The sequence below is a fragment of the Rhodococcus sovatensis genome, from assembly GCF_037327425.1.
Taxonomy (GTDB): domain Bacteria; phylum Actinomycetota; class Actinomycetes; order Mycobacteriales; family Mycobacteriaceae; genus Rhodococcoides; species Rhodococcoides sovatense.
Map to the genome: position 1 here is coordinate 976,995 of NZ_CP147846.1, position 25,492 is coordinate 1,002,486.

The 25,492-nt window shown below is 61.4% G+C and carries 20 protein-coding genes and 1 pseudogene; 12 read left to right on the forward strand and 9 right to left on the reverse strand.

What is annotated here, in order from left to right; genetic code table 11:
* Positions 1–229: 229 nt before the first annotated feature.
* Together WDS16_RS04575 and WDS16_RS04580 are read right to left on the reverse strand one after the other, a co-directional pair.
* Positions 230–2,629: a site-specific integrase gene (locus tag WDS16_RS04575; protein WP_338890846.1), complete on the reverse strand. Its 2,400-nt coding sequence runs from the start codon at positions 2,627–2,629 to the stop codon at positions 230–232.
* Positions 2,622–3,818: a tyrosine-type recombinase/integrase gene (locus tag WDS16_RS04580; protein ID WP_338890848.1), complete on the reverse strand. Its 1,197-nt coding sequence runs from the start codon at positions 3,816–3,818 to the stop codon at positions 2,622–2,624. The genes WDS16_RS04575 and WDS16_RS04580 overlap by 8 nt, the downstream gene beginning before the upstream one ends.
* Before the next feature lie 74 nt (positions 3,819–3,892).
* Here WDS16_RS04580 and WDS16_RS04585 point away from each other — a divergent pair, with 74 nt between their 5' ends.
* Together WDS16_RS04585 and WDS16_RS04590 are read left to right on the forward strand one after the other, a co-directional pair.
* Positions 3,893–5,023, forward strand: a complete 1,131-nt coding sequence (locus WDS16_RS04585) for an MFS transporter (protein WP_338893245.1) — start codon at positions 3,893–3,895, stop codon at positions 5,021–5,023.
* A gap of 71 nt (positions 5,024–5,094) precedes the next feature.
* Complete coding sequence (locus tag WDS16_RS04590; protein ID WP_338890850.1) at positions 5,095–5,619, forward strand: hypothetical protein; 525 nt, start codon at positions 5,095–5,097, stop codon at positions 5,617–5,619.
* 66 nt (positions 5,620–5,685) lie between these two features.
* Here WDS16_RS04590 and WDS16_RS04595 read toward each other — a convergent pair whose 3' ends face one another.
* Positions 5,686–8,034 carry an FdhF/YdeP family oxidoreductase gene (locus WDS16_RS04595; RefSeq protein ID WP_338890852.1) on the reverse strand — a complete coding sequence of 783 codons (2,349 nt, stop codon included), beginning with the start codon at positions 8,032–8,034 and terminating at the stop codon, positions 5,686–5,688.
* A gap of 174 nt (positions 8,035–8,208) precedes the next feature.
* Between WDS16_RS04595 and WDS16_RS04600 the strand changes: the two genes are divergently transcribed.
* The 6 genes and pseudogenes from WDS16_RS04600 (at position 8,209) to WDS16_RS04625 (ending at position 13,137) form a co-directional block, all read left to right on the forward strand.
* Positions 8,209–8,919 carry a YoaK family protein gene (locus tag WDS16_RS04600; RefSeq protein WP_338890854.1) on the forward strand — a complete coding sequence of 237 codons (711 nt, stop codon included), beginning with the start codon at positions 8,209–8,211 and terminating at the stop codon, positions 8,917–8,919.
* 348 nt (positions 8,920–9,267) lie between these two features.
* Positions 9,268–9,987, forward strand: coding sequence for an MFS transporter (locus tag WDS16_RS04605; RefSeq protein WP_338890856.1), 720 nt, complete (start codon positions 9,268–9,270; stop codon positions 9,985–9,987).
* Positions 9,987–10,511 (forward strand): MFS transporter, encoded by a 525-nt coding sequence (locus WDS16_RS04610; protein ID WP_338890857.1) that lies wholly within the window; start codon positions 9,987–9,989, stop codon positions 10,509–10,511. Before WDS16_RS04605 ends, WDS16_RS04610 begins: the two co-directional genes overlap by 1 nt.
* A 52-nt stretch (positions 10,512–10,563) precedes the next feature.
* A pseudogene (locus WDS16_RS04615) lies at positions 10,564–11,231 on the forward strand (response regulator transcription factor).
* Positions 11,232–11,275: 44 nt separating this feature from the next.
* On the forward strand, positions 11,276–12,331 hold the full coding sequence (locus WDS16_RS04620) for a Dyp-type peroxidase (protein WP_422395756.1): 1,056 nt from the start codon (positions 11,276–11,278) through the stop codon (positions 12,329–12,331).
* Positions 12,328–13,137, forward strand: coding sequence for a family 1 encapsulin nanocompartment shell protein (locus tag WDS16_RS04625; protein WP_338890858.1), 810 nt, complete (start codon positions 12,328–12,330; stop codon positions 13,135–13,137). Before WDS16_RS04620 ends, WDS16_RS04625 begins: the two co-directional genes overlap by 4 nt.
* A gap of 214 nt (positions 13,138–13,351) precedes the next feature.
* On the opposite strand, the gene WDS16_RS04630 is transcribed toward WDS16_RS04625, so the two are convergent.
* The 5 genes from WDS16_RS04630 to WDS16_RS04650 form a co-directional block, all read right to left on the reverse strand.
* Positions 13,352–14,893 carry a hypothetical protein gene (locus WDS16_RS04630; RefSeq protein WP_338890860.1) on the reverse strand — a complete coding sequence of 514 codons (1,542 nt, stop codon included), beginning with the start codon at positions 14,891–14,893 and terminating at the stop codon, positions 13,352–13,354.
* 241 nt (positions 14,894–15,134) lie between these two features.
* Positions 15,135–15,950, reverse strand: coding sequence for an IS21-like element helper ATPase IstB (gene istB / locus WDS16_RS04635; RefSeq protein WP_338890862.1), 816 nt, complete (start codon positions 15,948–15,950; stop codon positions 15,135–15,137).
* A complete protein-coding gene (gene istA / locus WDS16_RS04640) occupies positions 15,947–17,443 on the reverse strand; it encodes an IS21 family transposase (protein WP_338890864.1) in 1,497 nt (498 codons plus the stop codon). Before istA ends, istB begins: the two co-directional genes overlap by 4 nt.
* 73 nt (positions 17,444–17,516) lie before the next feature.
* Positions 17,517–18,773 carry an IS110 family transposase gene (locus tag WDS16_RS04645; RefSeq protein ID WP_338890521.1) on the reverse strand — a complete coding sequence of 419 codons (1,257 nt, stop codon included), beginning with the start codon at positions 18,771–18,773 and terminating at the stop codon, positions 17,517–17,519.
* Between the two features lie 485 nt (positions 18,774–19,258).
* The gene (locus tag WDS16_RS04650; protein ID WP_338890470.1) at positions 19,259–20,701 is read right to left on the reverse strand and encodes an IS1380 family transposase; all 1,443 of its coding nucleotides are present in this window, start codon (positions 20,699–20,701) and stop codon (positions 19,259–19,261) included.
* A 987-nt stretch (positions 20,702–21,688) separates the two neighbouring features.
* Here WDS16_RS04650 and WDS16_RS04655 point away from each other — a divergent pair.
* The 3 genes from WDS16_RS04655 to WDS16_RS04665 all read left to right on the forward strand — a co-directional run bounded on the left by WDS16_RS04655 (position 21,689) and on the right by WDS16_RS04665 (position 23,467).
* Positions 21,689–22,039: a hypothetical protein gene (locus WDS16_RS04655; protein WP_338890866.1), complete on the forward strand. Its 351-nt coding sequence runs from the start codon at positions 21,689–21,691 to the stop codon at positions 22,037–22,039.
* A 202-nt stretch (positions 22,040–22,241) separates the two neighbouring features.
* The gene (locus WDS16_RS04660; protein ID WP_338890867.1) at positions 22,242–22,733 is read left to right on the forward strand and encodes a TIR domain-containing protein; all 492 of its coding nucleotides are present in this window, start codon (positions 22,242–22,244) and stop codon (positions 22,731–22,733) included.
* Entirely contained in the window at positions 22,700–23,467 is a 768-nt protein-coding gene (locus WDS16_RS04665) for an HIT family protein (RefSeq protein ID WP_338890869.1), read from the forward strand. The genes WDS16_RS04660 and WDS16_RS04665 overlap by 34 nt, the downstream gene beginning before the upstream one ends.
* Here the strand turns inward: WDS16_RS04665 and WDS16_RS04670 are convergent.
* A protein-coding gene (locus WDS16_RS04670; protein WP_338887361.1) for an IS3 family transposase occupies positions 23,394–24,649 on the reverse strand; the annotation gives its coding sequence in 2 pieces (ribosomal slippage) (positions 23,394–24,376 and positions 24,376–24,649; 1,257 coding nt in all). The two genes, WDS16_RS04665 and WDS16_RS04670, sit on opposite strands and share 74 nt — an antisense overlap.
* Positions 24,650–24,705: 56 nt before the next feature.
* On the opposite strand from WDS16_RS04670, the gene WDS16_RS04675 reads away from it, so the two are divergent.
* Positions 24,706–25,014, forward strand: coding sequence for a hypothetical protein (locus WDS16_RS04675; RefSeq protein ID WP_338890871.1), 309 nt, complete (start codon positions 24,706–24,708; stop codon positions 25,012–25,014).
* Positions 25,015–25,492 lie beyond the last annotated feature (478 nt).

The following is a 25,492-nucleotide window of genomic DNA, read 5'->3' on the forward strand; positions in this document are numbered from 1 at the left end:
GAAAGACCCCTCTCGGACAGTGGAACCGAGCGCCCAGCCGAACGATATCGGCACAGTCACCATGCCCGAAGCCGCAATCGAGCTCGAAAACCGCAATCTCGAACCGCTCAGGCCGACACATCGGCCTCATGCAAGATCGAGGCTAGACCCGAACAGCACCGTCTACTTCGGACGGAGTACGAAAGTACCAGGGGTCGAACCCACTCTGTGAACGGAGTCAGCGCTTGCTCTATCGGAAATCAGGAAGGCCCAATTCAGTTGTCCGCGTGGATAATCGGTCGGCCTCGGCACGCTTGCTGCGCAGGAACGTAAGGGTCAGTTCGATGCCTTCAATTTCACCGATCCACCCTTCGGACTGTGCGCGTTCGCGGCGCGATTCGAGATCTGTCTCGATTTCGATAAGCCGGATGATCATTTTCGGGTCGACGTGAAGCATGGGACACCGAATACAAGCGTGTTCGTGACTGCACGGTGTGGCGTATGGCCGCCCGCAGGAGCCCAGTTCGACCTTCCGTTTGTCGAAGTGCGCCTCGAACTCAGTCCATTCCTCGGCGGTGACTGGTACGTACTCCTCGGGCGGTCGTAACGCTCGTCGTCGTTGGAGGTGAGCTTGGTAGTGGCGGGTGACGTCTTCTTCGAAGACGGCGACGTATCCGCGCGTGGTGTCGAGATTGAGGTGCCCGAGGAGTGCGGCACCGATGTGAATGGGGAGCCCGTTGTTGACGAGCTCGGTGGCGAACAGGCGACGGAAATCGTGCGGGCGGAAGTGGACGCCGCTGAAGCGTGGATCGATCTCAGCGAGGTCTTTGCAGACTTTGCGGATGGTGGTGCCGATCGCGCCGTTGGTCATCACTTCCAAGCGTTGCCCGATGCGCCGCTGGAAGAGAAACGGCTGCGGTTCGACGGTGGTGCGTTCGTAGTCGTCGTATCTCGTGGCAAGGGGGACCGACCGTGTGTTCTTGGTGATGCGCCGGATTATGCACGCGATGACGTGGAACAGCTCTGCCGACATAGGGATGACGCGTTCGCGATCGGATTTCGAGGGCGCGATGACCAGCAGCGCGACGACCTCACCGTTGGGGCGTTGGTATTGCCGGACGCTCAGATGGGACAGCTCGGTCAATTCTTCGATTCGAATCCCGCTGTGTCGCAACGTGTCGATGACCGCCCACACCCAGAACGCAGCGTCTTCGTACAATGCGACATCGATGGTACGACCGAACCGCGGACTGCGGGCATGCACTCCCGGCGGGTCGCCGGCCTCGATCAGTTGTGTATCTCCACGTGTAATGATTCGGGTGTAGGTATGGCCGTCGTGCATGAACTGCTCGTTGTGAGCTGCGGCGCTGGCCAATTCCAGCACCCGTCGCCAGTGCTGGTTGCGTTGATCGACGTACTCCACCAGGACAGGCAGGAGTGGTTGCAGGACGCGGATCTGATCGTAGGTTTGCTCCTGAACGCGACGTTTGTGTGCGGCGTGTGCTCGCACATCGCTGCGCGGAACCGGACACGGCGCGGACCATCGCGCCCACCGCTGCGGCTCGTCGACGGCCCAGGCCTGAATGTCGTAATACAGCGCCTGGACGGCCATCGTGACCACCCACGGGCCGGACCGAGGAGTGCCGTCGGTGCGGAAATCCAGTGTGGCGCGCCACTGCTCGTAGTGCTCGTCGGATACGCGGAGATCACGTTGTTGCGGGTGGATGGCTTCAAGGGCCTTCCAGAACACGCCGACCAGAACCGTGGCAGTGTTCGAGAGGGATGAGTACTTGAGGTCGGGACCTCGCCGGTCGAGGTAGTCGATGAACATTTGCCGGACCTCGCGATCAGCGATCTGGTGCCGGTCGACCATCTCGGTCGTGGTCAATTGCGGCGAGCGCAGCGCACCACGCAGCGTCGAGGGTGCGTTCGGTGGGAACTGGCCGATCGCATGGAGCACCTGCCAGGCGAGGTGCCCGATGTATTTCAGCGTGTGCAAACCGGTGCGCGTGGTCGCTTCGCGGGTCAGCACGGCATGGTGAAGGAATGCTTCGGGTGTCAGGTCCGCGAACGGAATCCCCTGCACCGTTAGCGCGGTGCACACCTCGACAACAGCGCGCATCTTGAACGTCTCGGTCGAGTCCGACCCGTGTACAGCATCGATGTAGCTGTTGAGCTGTGGATCGGATTCGGCGATCACGAATTGTTCGGTGTATTTCTTCAACATGTTGGCCTTGAACGAGGTCAAGGTCGGTCGAATCACCCGTAGCGCGAACATTGCGCCCAGTGCCTGACCGAACTGAGCGCGCGTGGCCACCGTCGTGGTCAGTTCTTCAGCGGACAGCGCCAGTATGTGGAGTTCGCTGGCATCCCAGCGCTCTTGCCATGTGGATCCAGGGTGCCGGAGCAGATACTCGGTGAGAAGGAACAGACCCCGGTCGCGGTTGCTCCGGCGGCTGTCCGGTGCTGGCCACAGTTGAGCGCTGAGTGTGCGTAGCGAGGCGAGTGGGGCGTTGCTGAGATCTCCGCGGCGATGGCGCAGACGCGGAATCGCCGGTGCTGCGACGATAGCGGGCCTGCTGAATCTCGTCGCAGTAGCTGTGTCTCGTGCGCGGTGTTTTCTCGGCCGGTCCGTGCGCGTGCTACTCACCGAACACCGCCGCGATATCGTCGGCTGCGTAACCGGATACGAAGGTCTTCATGAGCTGTGGACGGGTGTAGTGTTCCTGCATCTTGTCGATCAAGTCCTCAATGCGGGGAAGCAAGTACATCTCTGTCGTCGTCAGATGCCGATGACGCATGACGGTCTGCACCTCGACCAGCGACAATGCTGGATCCCTGGACATGCGGGTAGCTGCGGTGTGGCGGATGTCGTGGAAGCTCCAGTTGGTGCCGAGGTCGTCGTTGGCGCGTTGCAACACTCGCCGCAACGCCCAATATGTCAAGGGTCGACGGTCACCCCGCAACGTTGCCCACACCTGCTCGTCCATGCCAGGTACGCGTGACTGCTCGAAATGCGCTGCGAGGTGACGGAAAGCGAGCGGTGAGACGGGGACGGGAGACAATGTCGTGCTGCCCTTCGAGATGACCCACACTCGGCTGTCTCCCCAGTCGACGTGACGGCCACACACGCCGAGAAGTTCACCCGCCCGCGCTCCCGAGGAGACTGCGAACTCGAAGATAGCCCGGTCACGGTCGTGCTTGAGAACCGCGACCAGCTCCTCCCACGACGTGTCCGGGATCGAACGAGGCGCTTTCTGTGGTTGACGTTGTCGTAGCGGTGATCGGCGTTGGCGATGCTGTACAGGGATGTTCCGGATTTGTCCAAGACGGCGACGGTTCCGGGACGATGGCACCGGATTGACGACAGGGCCGCGTCCGAAAGTGTGATGGTATTCGTAGAAGCAGTAGATCACCGTCAATGCGTGATTGATGGTCGACGGTGAATAACCGGCCTTCAGAACAGGTTTCCCGGTTTTGAGGTTTACCGAACCGGGTTGTGCGGCGACGGTTGTCGTGCGGTGTCGTTGAGGGTTGTCTGCGGATCTCAGCCATCCGACCATGACTTCGACGTCCTCTCGCGTGGCACGGTCCCAGGGCACATTGATCACTCTGAGGACCCTCCACCAACGCAGGAGGTCATGGGCATACGAGCGCACCGTCAAGGGGCGAACGTCCGACAGTGTGAGGCTCTGTAGGTATTCCGAGATGGCAATCACCTCCAGGCCGTCGATCTGGACGACGTATGGAATCGGGCCCGGTGGTTCGACACCGTGCACCGCGCCTACCCTCGGCAGCTCGACTCGTCCCTCGCGCAATACTCGCTTCAACTCGTCCATCCCACGCACCCCCGTAGCGTCAGACCGGCAGCTTAACCCGGTTTGGTGCAGTTAACAGGACGAGCGAGCAGTGGCTGGTGTGTTTTCGAATCGTTCAAGCCGTCGGCGGGTCGATGCTCGTACCAGTCGCGCTTGCCATCGTGACCAACATTTTCACCGAACCTGCAGCTCGGGCACGAGCGATTGGATGGTGGTCCGCAACCGGCGGCGTCGGTATCGCCGCCGGGCCTGTGGTCGGCGGTTTTCTCGTCGACTCCGTGGGGTGGAAGTCCATCTTTTGGCTCAACGTACCGATCGGAGGCATCGCTCTGGTGGGAACGCTGTTGACAGTTCCGGAATCGAAAGCACTGCTGCCGAAGCGATTTGATCCCGTGGGGCAAGTAGCGGTGATCGCCTTTCTCGCCGCCTTGATCTTCGGCATCATTGAAGGTGGAAGGCGCACATGGACGTCGCCGACGATCACCGGTGCTTTCGGTCTCGCGCTGATGTCGTTGATGGTCTTGATCGTGTGGGAACACCGCCATCGCGAACCTCTCGTACGACTCGAGCTGTTCACACATTACGTATTTTCGAGCGCGTTCGTGATGTCGATTCTCGGCTTCTTCGCCTTCGCCGGCCTGATGTTCGCCAACACATTGTACTTGCAGACGGTCCGCGATCTGAGCCCATCGCAGGCAGGATTGCTGACGTTGCCCCTGGCCGTGGCCACCATCCTTGCCGCGCCCATTTCGGGGCAGTTGTCGAGCACCCGCGGCCCTCGCATTCCGCTTCTACTCGCGGGTATCGCCTTAGTGTCCGGGGCGGCTCTGCTGCTTCTCGCGGGCGCGGATACGCCGCTGTACTGGCTCGCCGGGCCGTATTTGGCGTTCGGAGCCGGGTACGGACTGCTCAATGCGCCGATCAACGGCACAGCAGTCTCCGAGCTACCCAACGACGAGGCCGGCGTCGCGGCCAGCATGATCTCGACAGCCAAACAGATCGGCGCTTCCCTCGGTGTCGCGGTCATAGGCACTGTGCTGGTCGCACATTCGGCTGGTACGTCCCTATCCGCGGGATGGGCGCACGCGAGCATCACGGTGTGGGTGTTGTTGGGCGGCGCGGGGTTTCTCATCGCAGTGCTGAGCCTGGGACTGTCTTCCGCTGCTTTGCTCACCGCACACGCTCCCACCGACCATGTCGTCCCGATGAATACTGACCAGGAGTGATGACCGTGTGCCCCTCAGCTGTAGTACACGCGGGTTCCACAATCCTTGCCCCGGAATCAATCTCGATCTTGATGGGCGACGAGGTTGCGACCCGGTCGCTACAAACGCTGCCGAATCGAGCCGGTGTGGCCCGGCGCATACGTAGCGGCAGGGCAGGTGAAGCGGCATCGGCCGGCGAAGTCGGTGCCGCCACCGGTATGCCGCGTCATCGCGTGGGTGTGGCTCACCGTCACCGTGCCCGGGTAGGAGGCAGTGCAGCTGCTCCTCCGCTCTCTGACCTCGCACGGCCGCACGTCGTCGGTGTTTCAGGTCGGACCGCGCCCGGCAAGTCGATCGATCGCGACCGCGCCATCGCCGACCGCGATGGCGAGGAACAGCATTGGTTGGCGACTACCTCGGGTCGCCGATGGATTCGCTGCGCAACGCCGATCATGGTCTGGCTCTTCGTTCTCACGGTGTTCGAAGAAGCGGTTCTGTTGTGGTTCACCATTGTGATCGCCACGATCGTAGGAGGGTTGGCGGGGGTGATTTTCTGCTGTTTCGTCGAAGGCACGCCGCGCACGTCGGCGGCACCGACAACCCCTTCCGACTACTGACCGACCGCGCTCCGGTTGTGCATCACCGATGCCTTCCACCACAGCTGGACGGAGGGCATACAGCGACTATCTCCTCGCTGCGACGATCTTCACCGTCAGGTGCTTCATAAGCGGCTGATTGCTCTGTTCGCTGAAGTCGCCGATCGGGCACAATACGTTGAGTTCCGGCATGTATCCGGCGGCGTTGCCCTCCGGGATGTCGTATGCAATTGCGGTGTAGCCGTACACCTGGCGGGTCGTGCCATCTTTGGCGAAGCTGGTGATGTCGACGGCACCGAATTCGGGGATGCCCATCCGTTCCAAGTCCCGTCGGTTCATGAGCACCAGTGTTCTGAGGTTCTTTACCCCGCGGTACCGGTCGTTGTCCGAGTACACAGTGGTGTTCCACTGATCGTGTGAACGCATGGTTCCCAACATCATGTAGCCGGAGGGCGGAAGCACATCACCCAATGCTGCAGTGGAGAATTCAGCGCGCTCGGACGGGGTGAGGAAGCGTAGTTCCCGTGCGGGCTGGGCGATGCGGAAACCGTTTCGCTCGCGCACCCTGAGGTTGAAGTCCTCGAATCCCGATATGACCCGGGCCATGACGTCGCGTATTCGGTCGTAGTTGTCGACGTAGTCTTCCCACGCTGTGTCGCTGCCCGGCAGTGTCGCGCGGGCGAGACCGGCGATGATCGCCGGTTCGGATTTCACGTGACGAGACGGTGGCCGTTTCGATCCCTTCGACAAATGCACGCGGCTCATGGCGTCCTCGACGCTGACGCTCTGCAGTCCGGTGCGTTGTTCGTCGCGTTCGGTGCGTCCGATGCACGGCAAGATCAGGGCGGCTCGCCCGTGCACCAGATGGCTGCGGTTGAGCTTGGTGCTGACCTGCACGGTCAGTGCGCACTTGCGCAGCGCTTCGAAGGTGTAGGCCGGATCCGGTGTGGCGAGCGCGAAGTTTCCTCCCATACCGACAAAGACCGACACCGCCTGCTTGTGCATGCCCTCGATGGTGCCGACGGTGTCGAGCCCGTGTGCCCGTGGTGGATCGATGTGGCATGCCTCGGCAAGGGCGTCGAGAAACTGTGGTGTCGGTCGATGGTCGATGCCGCAGGTACGGTTTCCTTGGACGTTGCTATGCCCACGTACCGGAGACGGCCCTGTTCCGGGTCGGCCTATGTTGCCTTTGAGCAGCAGAAGATTGACGATTTCGCGGACAGTGTCGACTGCATGCTCTTGCTGGGTCAGTCCGAGGCACCAGCTGATGATGGATTTGTTCGACCGGCGGTAAATTTCGGCGACCTCTCGAATCGTGGCCTCGTCGACACCGGACTGATGGACGATATCGGCCCAACTCTCACTCACGCAGCAGTTGCGGTAGGCCTCGAATCCGCTGGTGTTCTGCTCGACGAAGTCCATATCGATGGCGCTGGGATCAGTGGGGTAGGTCTCGAACAGCACCTTGGCAATGCCGCGCAGGAGCGCAAGATCGCCGCCGATGCGTGGTTGCACGTCGAATGTGCCCGTCTCGGTGGCGTGGAAGGTCGCCATCGCGGCGAACTCGTGCGGAACGATGGTGCGCCGTGACGCTGCTTCCACGAGTGGGTTCACGTGCACGATGTGTGCGCCGCGTCGATGTGCCTCGGCGAGAGCAGTCAGCATACGCGGAGCGTTCGATGCTGCGTTGACGCCCATTACGAACAAGGTCTCTGCCTCGTTCCAGTCGTCGATATCGGCGGTGCCTTTACCTGTTCCCAGCGCTGCCTGAAGAGCACGGCCGCTGGCCTCGTGACACATGTTGGAGCAGTCGGGCAGGTTGTTGGTCCCGAACTCGCGTGCCCAGAGTTGATAGAGAAAGGTCGCTTCGTTGCTGAGTCGGCCGGATGTGTAGAAGGCGGCCCCGTTGGGGTCCGGTAAGGCGCGCATAGCTGTCCCGACCATCTCGAACGCGTCGTCCCAGTCGATGGGGAGGTATTTGTCTGTCGCCGGGTCGTAGACCATCGGTTCGGTCAACCGACCTTGGTCTTCGAGTGCGAAATCGCTCCATCCGGCGAGCTCGGTGACGGTGTGCTGGGCGAAGAAGTCACGGTCGACGCGCTTGCTCGTCATCTCCCAGGTGACGTGCTTGATGCCGTTTTCGCACAGGTCCAGATGCAGCCCGTTCCTGTCATCCGGCCAGGCGCAGCCCGGGCAGTCGAAGCCACTTTGCTCGTGGTTCATCGTGAGCATCGCGCGGGTGCCGGCGAGGACTTCTTTGCTCGAGAACAGCACTTTTCCGACACTGCGTGCAGCTCCCCAGCCGGCGGAGGGGTGGTGATCGTCCTTCTGCTTCGGCTTCTTGTCCGATCCGGGTCCGCAACTCAGCGCAGGCACCCCTGGAGCACCTTGACTACGAATTGCGATATCCGGTGTCGCGGGGTTCGGGGTGTCCATAGCGCTCCTGCCGAGGGGTTTGCACGGTCCGGATCGGCGCGTGCCTGCTGAGTATCTGCATCCGAACTGGTTGGGTCACCAGTCAGATGACTCGACTGGGGAATTCGGTTCCGTCCGGGGAAGCAGTCATTCGACTCGTCCGCGGGGTGCACCGGTGCGGCCAATATGACAGAGATGTCCACTTCGGCAACTGATTTCGACGAACCTACGAGACCCCCTGCGATCTGGGTGCCTGTGGTGCTCTTGTCGTTCGGTGCTGGCGCAGCCGACGCGTTCGCTTTCCTCCTGTTGGGCGGAATCTTTACCGCGAACATGACCGGTAATCTGGTCCTGATCGGGTTGATCGAACGGGAGCATTACTTACGAGTCCTGGTGGGGGCAGGTACCGCGTTGGTGGTGTTCGTCGGTTCCGCATCTATAGCCCTGTGGTTCACGCGCGCGACGACCGCCACCGTGCAGCGCAGATCGCTTACCCTCTTGGCGGTCGGAGCTGCAGCGCAGATAGCGATTGTGGTTGTTTGGTCAATGGCGCACCGTGATGCGGGTGGCTCCATGGTGGTCGGTTTGATCGGCCTCTCCGCCCTCGCGATGGCGGCGCAGACGGTGGTGGCTCGACGCACAAAAGCCTCCGGTGCGCTGACCACGACGTTCGTCACCGGAACGATCGTGTCCCTCCTCGACGATGTGGGGCGAGGACATCGTGGCGGGGCGATGACTCGGTTCGCCTCCGTAGCTGCGTTGGTCTTCGGTGCAGTGGCGGTATCGATTGTCAGTTCGTCAGTTCCTGTTGCGGCGCCGATCATTCCGGCGTCCGCCGGATTCGCCGCCTACGTTGTGAGTCTGAACAACTGTCTCCGCTTTGGTGTGGGTAAACCGCGAGGCTGACAGTGAGCGGTGTCGCCGCAGGGTGCAGGTGTCGTGGCTGATGGATCGAACCTCGGCGCGTGTTGTACCTTGCCTTAGTAGTTGCCGCCACCCCTCGTCTGGGACGTCAAGCCAGCTCTTCGAACCGGACAACGATGCGCGCAGTCGCCAAGACGGCTGTCGAAAAGCATCAGGGGCACGCGATCCGGACGAAACCGCTCTGTTCGCGGGACACGATGAGGTGCTTGGTACGGGTCATTCGACTGATGAGCAGGTCGCGGTTCCTCGCCACAATGAGCACATCCGACTGCTGAGGTGGTTCGCCGACTCCCGGGGCCCGCCGGTCGCCGAGCACCAGAGGAATAGTTCATGACCGATTTCGAGACCACCCGTGACGATCATCGACGTCAGCGATCTCGACCGTCTCTAACCTCGGGGGCCGCGTTCGTCGGCGTTGCATACGCCTTCGTTGTGGTCATGATGGGGACGACCATGCCGGCGCCCGAGTATGCGCTCTACGAAGCCGACTTCGGCTTCTCGGAGTTCGTGATCACCGTCATCTTCGCGGTCTACGCTTTGGGTGTACTCGGTGCTCTGTTGGCATTCGGTCGATGGTCTGATGCGGTTGGACGTCGACCCATGTTGTTGGCTGCGATCACCGTTGGTGTTCTCAGCGCCGCTGTGTTCGTATTTGCCGATTCGCTGGCCGCACTGTTGCTCGGACGCGTGCTCTCCGGGATTTCCGCCGGGATCTTCGTCGGAACCGCCACCGTAACCTTGCTTGAGATTGCTCCCGGCAGGTGGCGGAACCGTGCACCGGCAGTGGCCACCGCAGCCAACATCGGGGGACTCGGACTTGGCCCTTTGATGGCAGGGTTCCTTGTCCAGTACTTACCGGACCCCACTCGAGTGACCTACATCGTTCACGCCTGTCTACTCGCGGTGCAGCTATCGCGGTGTTGTGTTCGCCGGAAACAGTCGATGTGGTGCCCGGTGCTCGCCCGCGACTGCAGTGGTTGTCTGTGCCGCCATCGGTACGTAGTGACTTCCTTCGAGCTTCGGTGGCCGGTTTTGCCGGGTTTTCGGTAATGGGGCTCTTCAGCGCGATTTCACCAGGCTTTGTCGCTGAGGTCCTCGACATCTCCAACCATGCAGTCACCGGTGCCGTGGTGTTCGTGGTGTTTGCCTCGTCCGCCGTGGCACAGATCGTGCTGCGTGGCGACAACCATTTGTCTGCCCAGCGTTGGGGGTGCGCCATCCTCATCGTGGGGGTGGTCGTACTCGCGATATCACTATGGGCGAGCTCACTGCCGCTCCTTCTGGTAGCGGCAGTGATCTGTGGAATCGGTCAAGGCATCATTTTCACCAACGGGATCGCCAGCATCACCGGCGAGCTCCCTTCACACGGCAAGGCAGATGTGACGTCGGCATTTTTCGTCGTTGTCTATATCGCTATCTCCGTACCAGTCATAGGTGCCGGTGCCGTCGCCGCGCATTGGGGCCTGATCACCGCAGGGATCGTTTTCGCATCCATTGTCGGCCTCCTGGGTGCCGCCGCATTCATCCTGCTCACCGTCGAAGATCGGCGCGGACAGCGCCCACCCACGCATTAGGCCGGCTACGTCACGACCTCTCGATCAAGCATACAGGCGGAAAGAAAGTTCATTGTCAGGGTTACGTGCACTCGTCGCCGACGACGACGTGTTGTTGCGTGCAGGTGTGGCCAATTTGCTCGAACACGCGGGAAACGAGAATGTCGGCCAGCTAGGCAGTGGGACAGACCTGTTGGATCAGGTAGCGGCGCAGCGCCCGCACATCGCAATCGTCGACATCCGTATGCCGCCGACACACACTGTCGAAGGCCTCGATGCCGCCGCCGCCATGCAAGTTGACCTCCCGGACGTAGCGGGTGCTGCTGCTGTCAGCTCACGTCGAGGTCGAGCATGCTCTCGAGATTTTCGACGGGGGACCGGATACCTCCTCAAGAGCCGCGTCATAGATATCGACGAGTTCCTGGACTCCGTCGGCCACGTCACACGTCGTTAGCCAAGTGGCTCGTCCGTCATTGGCCCGGCCTTGGTGTACGAGCTCCTCTCGGCAAGCAGGAAAGACGACGCCCTAGGTGCACTCAGTCCGCGTGAGCGTGACGTACTGGCTCTGATGGCAGGGGGAGCTGTCGAACTCCGGCATAGGCCGACGAATTGTGGACCACCGAGGGGACCGTGGAAAAGCATGTACCGAGCATCCTGACGAAATTCGGTCTCGTTGATACCGCCAACGATCACCGCCGCGTGCGCGCAGTGATCATGTACCTCGAATCGACGCCGGGATAGGTGCAGTACCTGCCAGCAGGTAACCGGCGTTATTGGGAGCGTCAATGCTGTCCGGCTCCGCCTGTGTGAGGCTGATTCTCGTGCCTCCGCAACCAGTGTTGTCTCCGCAAACCATCGCAGCGATCTTCCTCGTGGTGACCATCGACGACGGTGGTGAAGATGTCGTCCGCGCCCTTCTCGCCGACATCACGGGCCTGCAGCGATCGGTCGGATCCCGTGTCCCGGCCGGCGAAGCGACGTGCGTGGTCGGCATCGGGTCCGATGCGTGGGATCGTTTGTTCGACGGCCCGCGACCGGCCAAGTTGCATTCCTTTGTCGCGGTGAACGGCGAAAAGCACAGTGCCCCCTCGACTCCGGGTGATCTCCTGTTTCATCTGCGTGCGCAGCAGACCGACCTCGTGTTCGAGATGGCAACGCGCATCATGGGCGCGCTCGATGGATTCGTCACGGTCGTGGACGAAGTGCATGGCTTCAAGTACTTCGAAATGCGAGACCTCCTGGGTTTCGTGGACGGCACCGAAAACCCCACGGGCGACGACGCCGCTGTTGCTGTGAGAGTCGGAGACGAGGACGCAGCATTCGCGGGTGGCAGTTACGTTGTCGTACAGAAGTACTTGCACGACATGGCTGCGTGGAACTCGCTGTCGACCGAGGCGCAGGAGCGGGTCATCGGGCGCAGCAAACTCGACAACATCGAGATGGCAGACGAGAAGAAACCGCCGAACTCGCACATCGCGCTCAATGTGATCGAGGACGAGAACGGTCGGCAACTGCAGATAGTGCGCGACAACATGCCTTTCGGTTCCGTAGGAACTAAAGAATTCGGTACGTACTTCATTGGCTATTCGGCCACGCCGACGGTGATCGAGCGAATGCTCGACAACATGTACCTCGGGAATCCGGTGGGCAACCATGATCGGATCCTCGACTTCTCCACAGCCGTCACCGGCACGTTGTTCTTCGTGCCAACCGCCGAGTCCCTCGATGCTCCGGGCCGACCTCAATCGCTCGACTGTCCGGAGCCGGAGGCCTCGCTCGAAGATTCACTCGGAATCGGGAGTCTCACAACATCTGTCGACAAAGGAGTACTCATCTCGTGAGCAATCTACATCGCGAACTGGCACCCATCTCCGCGGCTGCGTGGGCCGAGATCGACGAGGAAGCCAAGCGCACCTTCGAACGAAATGTCGCCGGCCGGCGCGTTGTCGACGTGGTGGGTCCGGCGGGATCAGCCCTTGCCGCAGTGGGCACCGGGCATCAGCGCGTCATCGCTCCCGTTGCCGACGGCGTGCTCGCCCACGCGCGTGAGGCCAAGCCGATCGTCGAACTGAGGGTCCCGTTCATCATCAGCAGGCAGGCCGTCGACGATGTTGAGCGCGGCGCGAGCGACTCGGACTGGCAACCGGTGAAAGAAGCCGCAACCCGGATCGCGTTCGCCGAAGACCGCGCCGTGTTCGAGGGATATGCGGCAGCAGACATCGCCGGAGTGCGGGCCGGCTCGTCCAACCCGGAACTCGGACTACCCCCGGACGTGCGGCAATACCCCGAAACCGTCAGCCAGGCGATCACCACGCTTCGCCTGGCGGGTGTCGAGGGACCGTACTCGCTGCTGCTCGGGGCCGAGGCGTTCACGGCGATCAACGAGACCTCCGATCACGGTTACCCCATCCGCGAGCACCTCCGGCGACTGCTCGACGGGGACATCGTCTGGGCTCCTGCGGTGGAGGGTGCCTTCCTCTTGACCACTCGCGGCGGCGACTTCGCGCTGCACCTCGGCCAGGACCTCTCCATCGGTTACTCGTCGCACGATGCAGAGTCGATCGAGCTGTACTTCCAAGAATCGTTAACGTTCCTGACGTATACGAACGAAGCCGTCGTTCCGTTCGGTACGGCCCCTATGGTGTAACGACGAGGACGCGCGAGTGCCCCAGACGCCGTTCAAAACATGCGCCCCCGGTGCGCCATCATCAGACTCGGTGAAGACTCATAGCGCCCTCAAGCTGGCTAGTTGGCATAATCGAAATTATAGGCGCAGAGTTTTGCGTGTCCTTGTATTGCGTCACTGGTGGGGAGATGCTTTTTCGATACCGATTACGAATACTTCCTCTTGCGTAGTCCGGTTAAAAGCTCCGCGATTGGAAGCCAATGCGGCGTCGACTCTTGTCGGGTTCGTTCAAAACCTCCAGAAGGTACAGGTACGGCAGGAACTGCAGGTTTGTCGGAAAGGTTCCGTCGTGATGCGCAAGAATTCTGGCGGTTCTGGCCGCCTTGTCGCGTTTGCCGCCGAATCCGTGGGTGGCGTTGCGCCTACCTCGCATCACAGCGCTCACAGCGGCCCCGGTCTCTAGATTCTCAACCTGTCCGTCTCCAAGAACAATATCGACTGTGTCTGTGCCTCGAGAGTTGCGAATGAAGAAGCCGTCCGCCACCTTTCGCAGTGCTTCGACGGCCGCACTGGCGCGGGGCAAGAGAACCTGCTGCGCGAGACTGGGGATTGAAGTCTGTAAATTCTCTAGTGCCCTGGAGGCGCGTTTCGGACTGCACAGTGCACTCATGTCGGTCCCGAGAAATCCTTCGGCCACGATGTCAAGTGCGGTGTACGTGGCAATCTGACCGCTGTAGGTATCTCTCCAAGCCATGGCCGCGGACGAAGTTCTGTTGAAAAACTCCTCGGCATTTAGCATCCAATTTTGATGGTGATACGGAAGGTAATACCCATCGGTGTCCTGAAACGTAACGGGATCGCTAAGGTACGCGAACATCTCGTCTAACTTGGTAGTCCACCAGTTGATCGCATCAGTCCATGCCTGCGCCCCGGACGGCTCGACACGCTCACGAAACTCGCCCGGTGCTCGCCGGGGCAGCAACTGAAGTGGCTCCGCTGGCATGCGATCGACACCGCTGACGGATTTTCCGAGGGAATAGATGAGTGTGCTACCGAGGCGTTGCGCGTGCACTGCCCAGATATCCGGTGCGGTGCATGCTAACAGCGGTCCTAGATACGTATCGTCGAGCAGTCCCACTCCCGCGATGGCTTGGTTTGATGCAAAAAATTGTTCCTCGCTGCCAGCTTTGACGGTGCCACTAGAGATTCGCCGGACCAGATCAGGATCCTGCTCGAAGCGCAGGAGCATAGCCGGCAGTTTGTAGCGGGCGTAGACGCAGAGATCTATCGAGACCCAGGTGACAGCCAGATTCGGGAAGACTACCTGTCCATCGGTAAAGGTCTCGGATCGAAGTCTCTCGTACTGATGTGCGGCGGTTGCCTTGAGCTCAGCATCAGACGCGGTGACGACACTGAGCTGCGTTCGGTACAGAATTGGTGCGATGGTCTGTAGCGCCTGCAATCGGCGAGCTATCTCGCTCTGCTCATCGGTCACGTCCGTTGGGGTCACGGCGGGCTCATCGAGATCCTGAAGGGGTGCTTTGAGTAGATCGAACTTTGTTTCCCGCAGCCACGATCCCGCAAGATCTTGAGATTCGACAAGACGTCTTCCCAGCCACTTGCGTGTGGTTACTCCTTCGCGCAGTATCCACTCGCCGGGGCCGAGCCCTGGGGCTGATCGCAGACCCATCCCTGTGAAAAGCTCTGCGATCTCGCTCCCGGCTAGCTCGATCGGTAACCGCACGGCTACTGTTCGACCTCTCGTCGTCTTGGTCACCGGCCCATTGTGCCCGCGCTCGCGGCAGGCCAGCTCTTATCGGCTGCCAGTTCGAAACGTCCTCGCGTGCCTTCCCCGGCGGTAGTTTCTACCCGGACAGATCCAGTGTCGGGGGTGCGTCCTGGATGCATGTCGACGCCCATCACTTTGAAATAAGGTGGAGTCGATGTCAATGGCCAAGATGAAGTCCCCACTGGTGGCCAAGTAAAAGTCCCCACCCCGTGTTGATGTTTCCGGTTGGTCAGGGGCGGTCCTTTCGGTGTTGTGCGTCTTTCATGCGGTAGGACTCGCCGTCGGTGACGACGATGGTTGCGTGGTGGAGCAGTCGGTCGAGAATCGACGCTGCGGTGGTGTGCTCGGGCAGGAACCGACCCCACTGCTCGAACGGCCAGTGCGAGGCGATCGCCAACGACCGTCGTTCGTAAGCGCCGGCGACGAGCCGGAATAGCAGTTGCGTTCCGGTGTCGTCGAGCGGGGCGAACCCCATTTCGTCGACGATGATCAGATCGACCCGTAGCAGCGATTCGATGATCTTGCCGACGGTGTTGTCGGCCAGACCGCGATACAACGTTTCGACCAGATCCGCGGCGGTGAAGTAACGGACCTTGTGCCCGGCGTGGACTGCGGCGACTCCGAGCCCGATCAGGGTGTGCGACTTCCCGGTCCCCGCGGGCCCGATGAGCGCTAGATTCGATTGCGTCCGAACCCATTCCAAGCTGGAGAGATAGTCGAAGACTTTCGGCTGGATCGATGACGCAGCGACGTCGAACGATTCCAATGTCTTCGTCACCGGAAACGCAGCTACCTTGAGTCGGTTGACGATGTTCGAGGCGTCTCGGGCTGCGAGCTCGGATTCGACCAGCGTCCGCAGCACTTCCTCCGGTGTCCAGCGCTGGGTTTTGGCGGTGAGCAGCACTTCGGGTGCGGTCCTGCGGATCGCAGCGAGTTTGAGTCGCCGCAACCCTGCATCGAGATCGGCTGCCAGTTCGGGAACCTGTTGCGGTGCCGCGGTGGTCGGCTTACCTGCTGTGGCGTTAGCGACGGTGGTGTCGGTCATGACGGCACCTGCTGCCCGCTGGACGGCGGCCTGACCGCGTAGGCATCCAACGACCGAGTCGGAGCGGTCGGCAGATCCAGGATCAGCGCATCACCGGCAGGGCGCGGCTGGGGTGTGCCGGCTCCTGCGGCGAGGATCGAGCGGACATCGGCAGCTCTGAACCGCCGGAACGCCACTGCACGTGTCAACGCCCCGACCAACGCCTCATGGCCGTGCGCGGCGCCGAGCGCAAGAAGCACCTCGAGCTCGGAGGACAACCGGGTGTTACCGATTGCCGCGGCACCGACCAGGAACCGCTCGGCGCTGTCACCGAGTGCACAGAACTGTTGCTCGACAGTGGTTCTCGGACGCGGACCCCTGTTCGGTGCAGGCCGGGCGCCGTCGTAGTGCTCGTCGAGCACCGACGCGGTTCCCGGCTGCGTGAGATCATGTTCGGCCAAGACCTCGCCGGAGGACGAATCGATGATCATCAGCCGTCCGTCGACTTGTCTGAGCATGACCGTGGCCCCGATGAACTTCACCGGCACCGAGTACCGGGCCGAGGCGAACCGCACGCAGGAGAGGCGGTCGACTTTCCTGGTGACCGGCGGTGGCCCGATCTCCAAACGCAAAGATGGCAACGCGAACAGCAGTTCTCGCTCCAAATCGAGTTGTTCGTCGGGGACGGCGCAGGTTTCCGAGTGCACCCGTGCGTTGACTTCTGCGCACCAGATCTTCGCGGCCGCGTTCGCGGCGTGGACATCGACGGTGGTGCCGGCAACGGCCGCTTCGGTGAGCAACGGGACGGCGAGATCTCGTTGGGCGTAGCCGACGAGGTTCTCCACCACACCTTTCGATTGTGGATCGTTGGCGTGGCAGAAGTCCGGCGCGAACCCATAATGGGTGGCGAACCGGACGTAGTCCGGGGTTGGAATGACGACGTTCGCGACGACACCGCCCTTGAGGCATGCCATGCGGTCGGCGAGGACTTTCGCCGGGACACCGCCGACCGCGGCGAGCGCTTCTGCGATCAATGCCATTGTCGTGGTTGCTCTCTCGTCGGTCGCGAACGCTACGAACCGCCAGCGGGAGTAGGCCATGACAGCGCAGAACAGGTGCAGACCGCCGATGGTGGCCCAGTCGATGACCAGGTAATCGCCCGGCGCCCACACCGCGGGGCGGCGGCCGCGGTGATGCGCGGCCTTCCATTTCGCTTTCTCCTCGGCGACCAGGCGGCGGAAGTTGCGGTCCGAGCCGTCGTAGCCGGCAGTGCGGGCGATCGGCAGAATCCGTTTCGCGGAGATCCTGCCTTGGGATTTTTCGACGCGTTCGGTGACCAACTCGGTCACGGCGTCGTAGTTGTGTTCACGTTCGACGCGGGCGGCAGGAGTCTGGCCTGCGTGTTCGGCTTCGAATCGTTCGACGGTGCGTCTGACGGTCTTGTGGGTGGTGCCGCACAGTTCGGCGGTTGCGCGGTACGACCCGACTTGGTTGTAGGTGGAAATGATGTCCATACGGTCCCTCGCAGACTCAGACGAAACTAACTCCCGCCCGACCACGTGACCGAGGCACCTCCGCTGGCGACGGTCAGGCCGCAGGTCCGATCTCGACGCTATAGCCGAGGTCCTTGAGCTGCCGGACCAAGCGGGCCTTCTGAACCTCTGGACTGTTGCGTGGAGTATAGAAATCCGCACCCAAATCGCTGTACTCGACCTCATCATGCAGAATGTGCCAGGCGATCACCAAGATGGTGTGGGCCAGGGCGACAGCGGCTTTCTTCCCGCCGGCCTTGCCGAACCGCCGGTGAAGGCGCCGAAACCGGGCACCCAACCGCGTCTTGGTACGAGAGGCCGACCACGCCGACTCCACCAGCACACTACACAGGTGAGCATTGCCGTTACGGGTTGCCGTCTTCTTCCTTTTGCCCGCGGACTCATTGTTGCCAGGGCACAGCCCGGCCCACGACGCCAGGTGATCAGCGGTAGGAAATCGGGACATGTCCACACCAATCTCCGCGATGATCGTCTCCGCGGCGCGCTTGCCGATGCCGGGGATGGTCATCAGCAGATCTCGCTGCCGAGCGAACGGATCGACGACCTCATCGATCCGCGTTTCCAACCGGGCGATCATCTCGTTCAGGTGATTGATGTGGTCCAAGTGCAGACCAGCCAGCACACCGTGGTGAGCCGCGAATCGCCCCGAGAGCGCTAACGTCAGATCCGGGATCTTCTTCCGCATCAATCCGCGGGCCAGATTGGCCAACACGACCGGGTCGCGCACTCCGTCGATCAGAGCGGTGATCATCGCCCGCCCCGACACCCCAAGGGAATCGGACGCAACCGAATCGAGCTTGATCCCACCGTCCTCGAGGACCTTGTGAAGACGCTGGGTCTCCCGAGTGCGTTCTTCGGTCAACTTTCGGCGATACCGGGTCAGCTCCCGAACGGCTGCGATCTCGGCCGGCGGGATGAAACTGCCCCGCAGCAACCCGACCTCACACAACTGAGCCAGCCACACCGCATCGGTTGCGTCGGTCTTGCGGCCCGGCACATTCTTGACATGGTGCGCGTTGCACAATAGGACTTCGAACCCATCGAACTCCGCCAGTGCATGAAACACTGGCCGCCAGTACACTCCGGTCGCTTCCATCGCGACGTGCGTAACCTGTTCGGCGCGAAGCCATTGCGCCATCTCAAGCAGCGCACCGTAGAAGGTCGCGAACCGGCGCACCCGCTGCGTTCGCTTCTGGCCGCTATCGGCCTCACCCTCCGGAACCCGCACCGCCACAGTGACTTGACGTTTGTGCACGTCGATCCCTGCAACCTTCGAAAATACGATCTCCATCTTCGACGCCTCCTCCGCAGAACTACTAGCCAGGGCGTCACCCGCGAAGTCCGCGAAACGTTCGAAACTCAGACACGCGCTCGCAGCAGCAACCCGGAGTACCTACCGGTGCGGACTCCACCGTCACTCTTCAATACGGACTTGAAGGGTGCCAATCTGCACCGACGTCAGCGGGTGACGCACCACTAAGTTTCATCCACCCGCGAGCGCCCCGCCAGGGGCATCAACCTCTTCAATGGAACTCCCCGGGTGGTGCGGTGTGTGGTTGGCACCTTCACCGTCACCGCTCGGGCCAAAAGTTCCTGATCGACACGACGAACACGGGGTGGGGACTTTTAGCCTGAATTCACCGATGGGCTGAGTGTGTGACCGTGAATCTTGTTGTGCGGGGTCGGCTCGGGTGTGGACATGGTCGGGTGCCCGATCTCGGGTGTCGGGTTGTTCCACTGGGTCTTTCGCATTGCGGGCGGGTATGGACTGCTCGGTTAGGGAAGAATGTGGGCGTTTCGCCCGAACATGCTGTCGAACATTGCCTTCCAGCTCGTTTCCCAGGCCCACTTCTCCGGTAGGTGCAGGGTGAGTCTGCGCGCGGAGTAGGCGATCCGGGCGGGCACCGAAATCAATGTGCGCCTGATGGTCCCGGTCGTGGCTTTCGCGAGTGTCGGTTCGCCGGTCAGGGTGGCGGCGGCGCGGGTGAGGTTGAACGCCATCACCGCGCAGACCAGCCAGGCCGCGTTCGCGCAGAACTTCCCCGACGGCATGTGGGCGAGGGCTGAGTTCTTCAGGTCGGCATGGACCTGTTCGATGATCGCGTGGCGGCGATGGGTTCGGTCGGCGGCGACGGTGTCGAGGTCGGCGCGGTCGGTGGTGGTGAAGAACGCGTGGAAACGCCACACGTCGAACAACTCGCCCTGACCTTGGTCTTTCTTCGGGCGCAGGTCCGGGATGCGGCGCACGATCAGTCGGCCGGGAACGTGATGGGATTTCTTCTGCGACGCGAACGCGGTGAACGGAATCTCCGCTACCTCGGCCACCGAAATCCATTGCTGGGTGCCGGTGTCGTAGATCGAGTTGGTGTAGCGGATCGGTGTCCACGCGTCATCGGCGATCGAGCTGATCGCGGTCTTGATCACCGAGTTCAATCCGGTGGTGATCGAGACATCCGCACCGCCGCGCAGCGCGGCACCGATGCTGGGATATCCGAAATACGCCGAGTCCGCCCGCAACAACGGCTTCGGCGATGCGCCCACGGTGTCGGTGTCTGTGTTGGTTTTCGAGACTGCGTCGCGGAGTCGGTCGACGGTGGTGAGGGTGTCGGCGATCATGCGTGCGGCACCACGGGAGGATCCGCAGGCGCCTTTGCGGAGGCGTTGGGCGGTGATGACCGGCGCGGTCGTGCTGGTGGTGACGGTGGTGATCACCGAGTTCAGGCCTCGGACGCCGGAGTAACCGTAGCCGGATCCTTGTTTGCTGTGGCCGTGGACTTCGATGATGGAGTCGTCGATGTCGATCATCACCGGTTCGGTATCGATACCGGCCAGCAGCGGTGTGCGTTCTGTCAGTGCCAGCAGTAGCCGGGAGGCGACGGCGTCGAGCTGGCGGACGTGACCGAACCGGAACTGCCGCAGAAACGATCCCAGGGTCGAGGGCGCGTAGGGCCGCTCGAACAGAATGTGCATCGCGCCGTGCCGCAGGATCGCCATGTCGGAGATACTGTCCGCACCCGCGACCATGCCCGCGACCAGGGATCCGATCTTGCGGCCTGCGTTGGATCCCGTGTCTCCCGGAACCGACAGATGGTCATCGGCGAGCGTGAGCAGGCCTGATCGCTGCGCCAACGCCATCACCGGCACCAATCCGGCCGCGGATACCAAGTTGGGGTCGTCGAAGGATGCGGCAGCGACGGGTCGGGTGTGGGATAGTTGCATCTGCGAGATGCCCTTCGTCGTGGTTGAAATGTTCCCTAGACAAGAACAATTCTCTCACTACGGCAGGGCATTTCGTGTTTACAGCGTGCGGCCGACCGTCGCTGACTCGGTGCATCCAGGTTTAGTTGGCCACCAGTGGGGACCTCGACCTGGCCACCAGTGGGTACTTTTTCATGGCCACGGACAGTCGACTGGCCACGGCGGTTTAGACGTTGACGGACCATACGGGATCCCGGTGGACCGGGAGTAGGTCACCACTGGTCATCTTTTACTCATCACTTTGGGGCGTACTCGGGTGGATTCACGCGGACGCCGATGGTCACTCGATTCGCCGAACACCCAGCTCAACGGGCCGATGATGGACGCGAGTGCATCCACTTGAATTGTTACCTCTTTTACAGCGGGTCCGGGGTTCGAATCCCTGATGGCGCACAACAAGTGCCCCCGAACAGCGTTTACGCTGGCCAGGGGCACTTTTTGTTGTGCGAGATCGCCTGGGAGTCTGCGGAGTTCGCGAAAACTGTCAACGCTCTGACCTGCAAATCCTCAAGTCGCGCAGGGTGCTTCGAAGACTTGACTCCCAATGACTCGTACCGGGAGTCAAGTCTGCGGCTCATACCGCTCTGAACTGCGCCGACGGAATATTGAGATTAGTGCAGCGCAATCAACGGACGGTTGCGGACTAGCAACTCATCACATACTCATCTTTTTGAGCCCTGACCGCGGAGAAGGACGAAGCGCTGCATGCCGCGGCCGACGCTGTACTGGCTGCGGCGCCGAAGATCATCGCCGTCAACTCGGCCGACGTCGATCGTGCCGCAGCGAAGGTACCGATGCCGGATTCTCGATCGGCTCAATCGCACGCGGCCAGTGTCCGCGATCTTTCACGAGATTCGCTAGCTAGGCCGGGGAGCGATGAAGGCTCCGTCGTACACCGAGTCCCATGAGACCTGCCCACCATGTGCATAGGTTCGCTGGCCACAGGTCATGGCCGCGTTGGATGTCGGGGGACCGTCGGTCATTCGCCTGCTCCGCAAACGCGAATTGTTGGACAACGGTCTGGGGACACGTTCGAACAGGCTGTGGCATTCGGGCGCGGCGGCGGCCGGCAACGCCGGTACGAAAGATGCCAACTTCGCAGCTCTCGTGCGCGAGTCGGAGAGCTACGGGCTTAGTGCGGCGGAGGGCCACGACGCCATTGACCATCAATTGTCGGCCTTCGCCGACAATTGGGACGACGCCACGGAGCATTCGCGCTTGAGAAATGCAGACAAGTGGAGCCATCGCAACAGACGGGTACGGCCTAGGTCGGCGTTCTTTGTTTACGAAAACACGTAGCTACGACAATGCATGCCGCGTCCGATGGGCCGGCATGCGCGCGCATCGCAAACCCAACAATCGTCGTTCATCACCAGATCCGCCGCTTCAGGTGCCGCGCTCAGCACGGTTGGGACATTCGCGGAGCGGGCGTGGCCGAGCTGTCGGTGGTGTCTGGCACTATATGGATACCGACCAGTCTCAACAATCAGGAGTAACCGACATGGCCAAAAAAGTCTTCCTGAGCTTCCACTACGACGGCGACGTGATGCGCTGCCAACGGGTCCGGAACATTGGCGCTATTGAGGAGGATCGCGAGGAGGTCAGCGCCCAGAAGTGGGAGTCCATTAAGGCAGGCGGTGATCAGGCGATCAAGAACTGGATTGCTAAGGAGATGGCGGGTAAAGACGCTGTCGTCGTTCTCGTCGGCGGCGAGACCGCTTCGCGTACGTGGGTCAAGCACGAGATCGAAAAGGCGTGGAAGGACAAGGTGCCGCTGGTCGGCATCCGCGTCCATGGAATGCTTGATTTAAATGGCAACAAGGGCTCCTACGGCGAGAACCCTTTCACCAAAGTTTTCGACACCGACGGCAAGCCACTGAGCACGTACATCACGCTGCACAACCCCAGCGGGGCAGACAGTAAAGCCGTCTACGCAAGCATTCGGGACAATTTTGAATCGTGGGCAAGCGGCGCCATGAAGCGATCCTGGTGAGTTCACCCCGACAGTCCGGCTGCGCCTTCTGCGACATAGTCGCGGGTGATGATTCGACGGCTCGCATTGTCGCAAAGGGCCATGGTGTCACCATTTTCTTACCGGACCATCCGGCTACGCGCGGGCACGTGCTTGTAGTCCCCGACGAACACGTTGCCGACATCTGGGGGCTTTCGCAAGGTATGGCACGCACCCTGTTCTCGGAGGTTGCTCGCGCGGCGGGTGCTGCGCGCGATGCCTTGCAGCCCGACGGTCTCAACGTGATTCAATCGAATGGCGCAGCAGCTACTCAGTCCGTCGATCATCTGCATGTGCATGTCGTGCCCCGCTGGACAGCTGACGATATGGGCGAAATTTGGCCATCTCTGGACCCATCCTGGTCGCCAGCGCAACTCGACGCGATGCAGGGCGACCTCAGGACCGCTGTTGAGGCATCCAAGCCCAAGGGTTATGACATGACGAACGAGCAGGATCGAGAGGACCGGCGCAAGCACCTTGATCTCATCTCTGCTGCCATCGAACGAATGGCCGGGTCTTCATCTGCGGCGAAGGGCTGGTCGATCACGCTAGCCGGTGCGGCTTTCGGTGTGGCTTTGGTTCGTGACAGTTGGCCGTTCATCGCCCTGGGCATCCTGAACCGTACCGGGTTTCTTGCCGCTTCTACGCTTGCAACATCTCCGGGGGGAGTGCCGATTCTTGACTGTAGTAGACCTCCTCGAATTCGTCTGGTGTGAGGTAATCGAGTGTGCTGTGCAGGCGTCGCTGGTTGAACCAGTCGACCCATCCCATCGTGGCGAACTCGACATCGTCGATCGTCTTCATCGGGCCGTTCAGGAACGGACTCCTCTTCGATACCGCCTCGGTCTTGAACAACCCAATTGTGCTCTCCGCCAACGCATTGTCGTAGGCATCACCGACACTGCCGATCGATGCCGCAATCCCCTCGAGCACAAGCGTTTCCGCGAACGCGATCGACGTGTATTGACTGCCGGCGTCGCTGTGATGGATGAGCCCTGAGCCGACGCGGTGACCACAGTGATCTCGTCGCCACAGTGCCATCTTCAGCGCCGTGGTGACCATATTGGTGTCTTTCACCGTCGAGGCGTGCCAACCCACGATAGCTCGGGAGAAGCAGTCGATGACGAACGCGACGTAGACGAACCCCGCCCATGTTCTGGTGTACGTGAAGTCGGTGACCCATTTCCGATTCGGGGCCTCGGAAGTGAAGTCACGGTCGAGTAGGTCAGGGGCCCGCGTGGCATTCTTGCCACCCTGGATCGTGGTGCGATGCCGTCTGCCTCGAACGACGCCGGACATGTCTTCGTCGCCCATCAGCCGGTCGACCGTGCAGGCAGCGGCGCTATGGCCCTTCCTGCGCAGGTGACGGTACATCTTGCGCCGACCGTACAGCTCTTCCGGTTCGCCGACCGTGTCGCGGAGAGCGTCGGTGAGGTAGGCGTCGGAGATCGTGCGGGCCGATGGTGGTGCGGTTTTCCAGTTGCGATACGTACGTGGGGCGACCTGCACTCCGTGCTCGGTGAGCACGCGGCAGATCGACTCGACCCGGTAGTTCTCTGCACGCATCTGATCGATGAACTGGACTATTTGCGGCGGCGAGGGTCGAGCTCCCTCGCGAAGAAAATCGATGCCGACTTCAGAATCTCGTTGGCTTCCTTGAGATCTCGGTTCTCACGTTCGAGTTCCTTGATACGTTGCTGCTCCTCCGTTGTTGCACCGCGAGCTTGGTCGGCATCGATCTGAGCCTGGCGTGTCCAGAGCCGGAGTGACTCCGCGCCGACACCCAATTTCGGTCCGATCGCCTTGCACGCGCCGTACACGGAGTTGTACTCGTGGAGGTGGTCTAGGACCATCTTCACCGCACGCTCACGTTGCTCGGCCGGGTAACGCTTCGACATATGCTTCATCCTTCACAAAGAACGAAGCGGCATCAAACCCGGTACGGTTCATCCTGGTGCTCGCGGCTTTTGCGGCTCTTGATGTCAGGTACCTCGGTAACGAGCGCCGCGCCCGCGACGTCTACGACCAGGTTGCCGACGACAACTCTGTGGTGCCGCTGTCGCTCAAGGGGCTGGCAACTAAGTCCGGATCGTCGGGAAAGTGGTACTACCCGAGCCGGTATGCAACCTGGTCAATCCTCTACTTCTATGGTCCACTCGCTCTCGTCGGCGGCGTTCTTTTGGTGGTCGCGTTGCTCTCAGGACCGGCCGAGAAGTCGGGCGCCTCGAATCTGTGCGGAGAAAGATCCAGCCAGCAGAGGTAACGGGCGGCTCGACCTGCCAATTGTCTAATCTGGTTTGGGCAGACGTTGTGCCGAGTTGTACGGGCACAAGTGCGAGATGGCCCGAACGGCTTTGCTACCTGCTCGCCGTCGCTACTTCCTCGTATTTTCGACCATTCCCGCGATGGTGGAAACCTGTCTTAGGGGCGACTCTGCCCGATGCGCAGGCAGAGTTTGTTGCTCACCTAAGCCAACGAGACCACGCACCGCACGAGCCGACAAATTTGATGGAGTTTTCTCACGTCGCACGCACCGCCCAGGTCGACCTTGCTCCTCTACATAAGGCGATCGCGGACGCGGTCGACTCCGAAAAGTTCGGTATAGACGATGTAGCGGCGCGTTGCGTTCGTCCTGACAGCGCAAGCTCGTTCACGACCGACCAAGTGGCGTTCGATAACACTGTGCCACCCGGGCACTACCCATGGTATGACAAACCTGAGGGCGAATTTCCCGACGACCT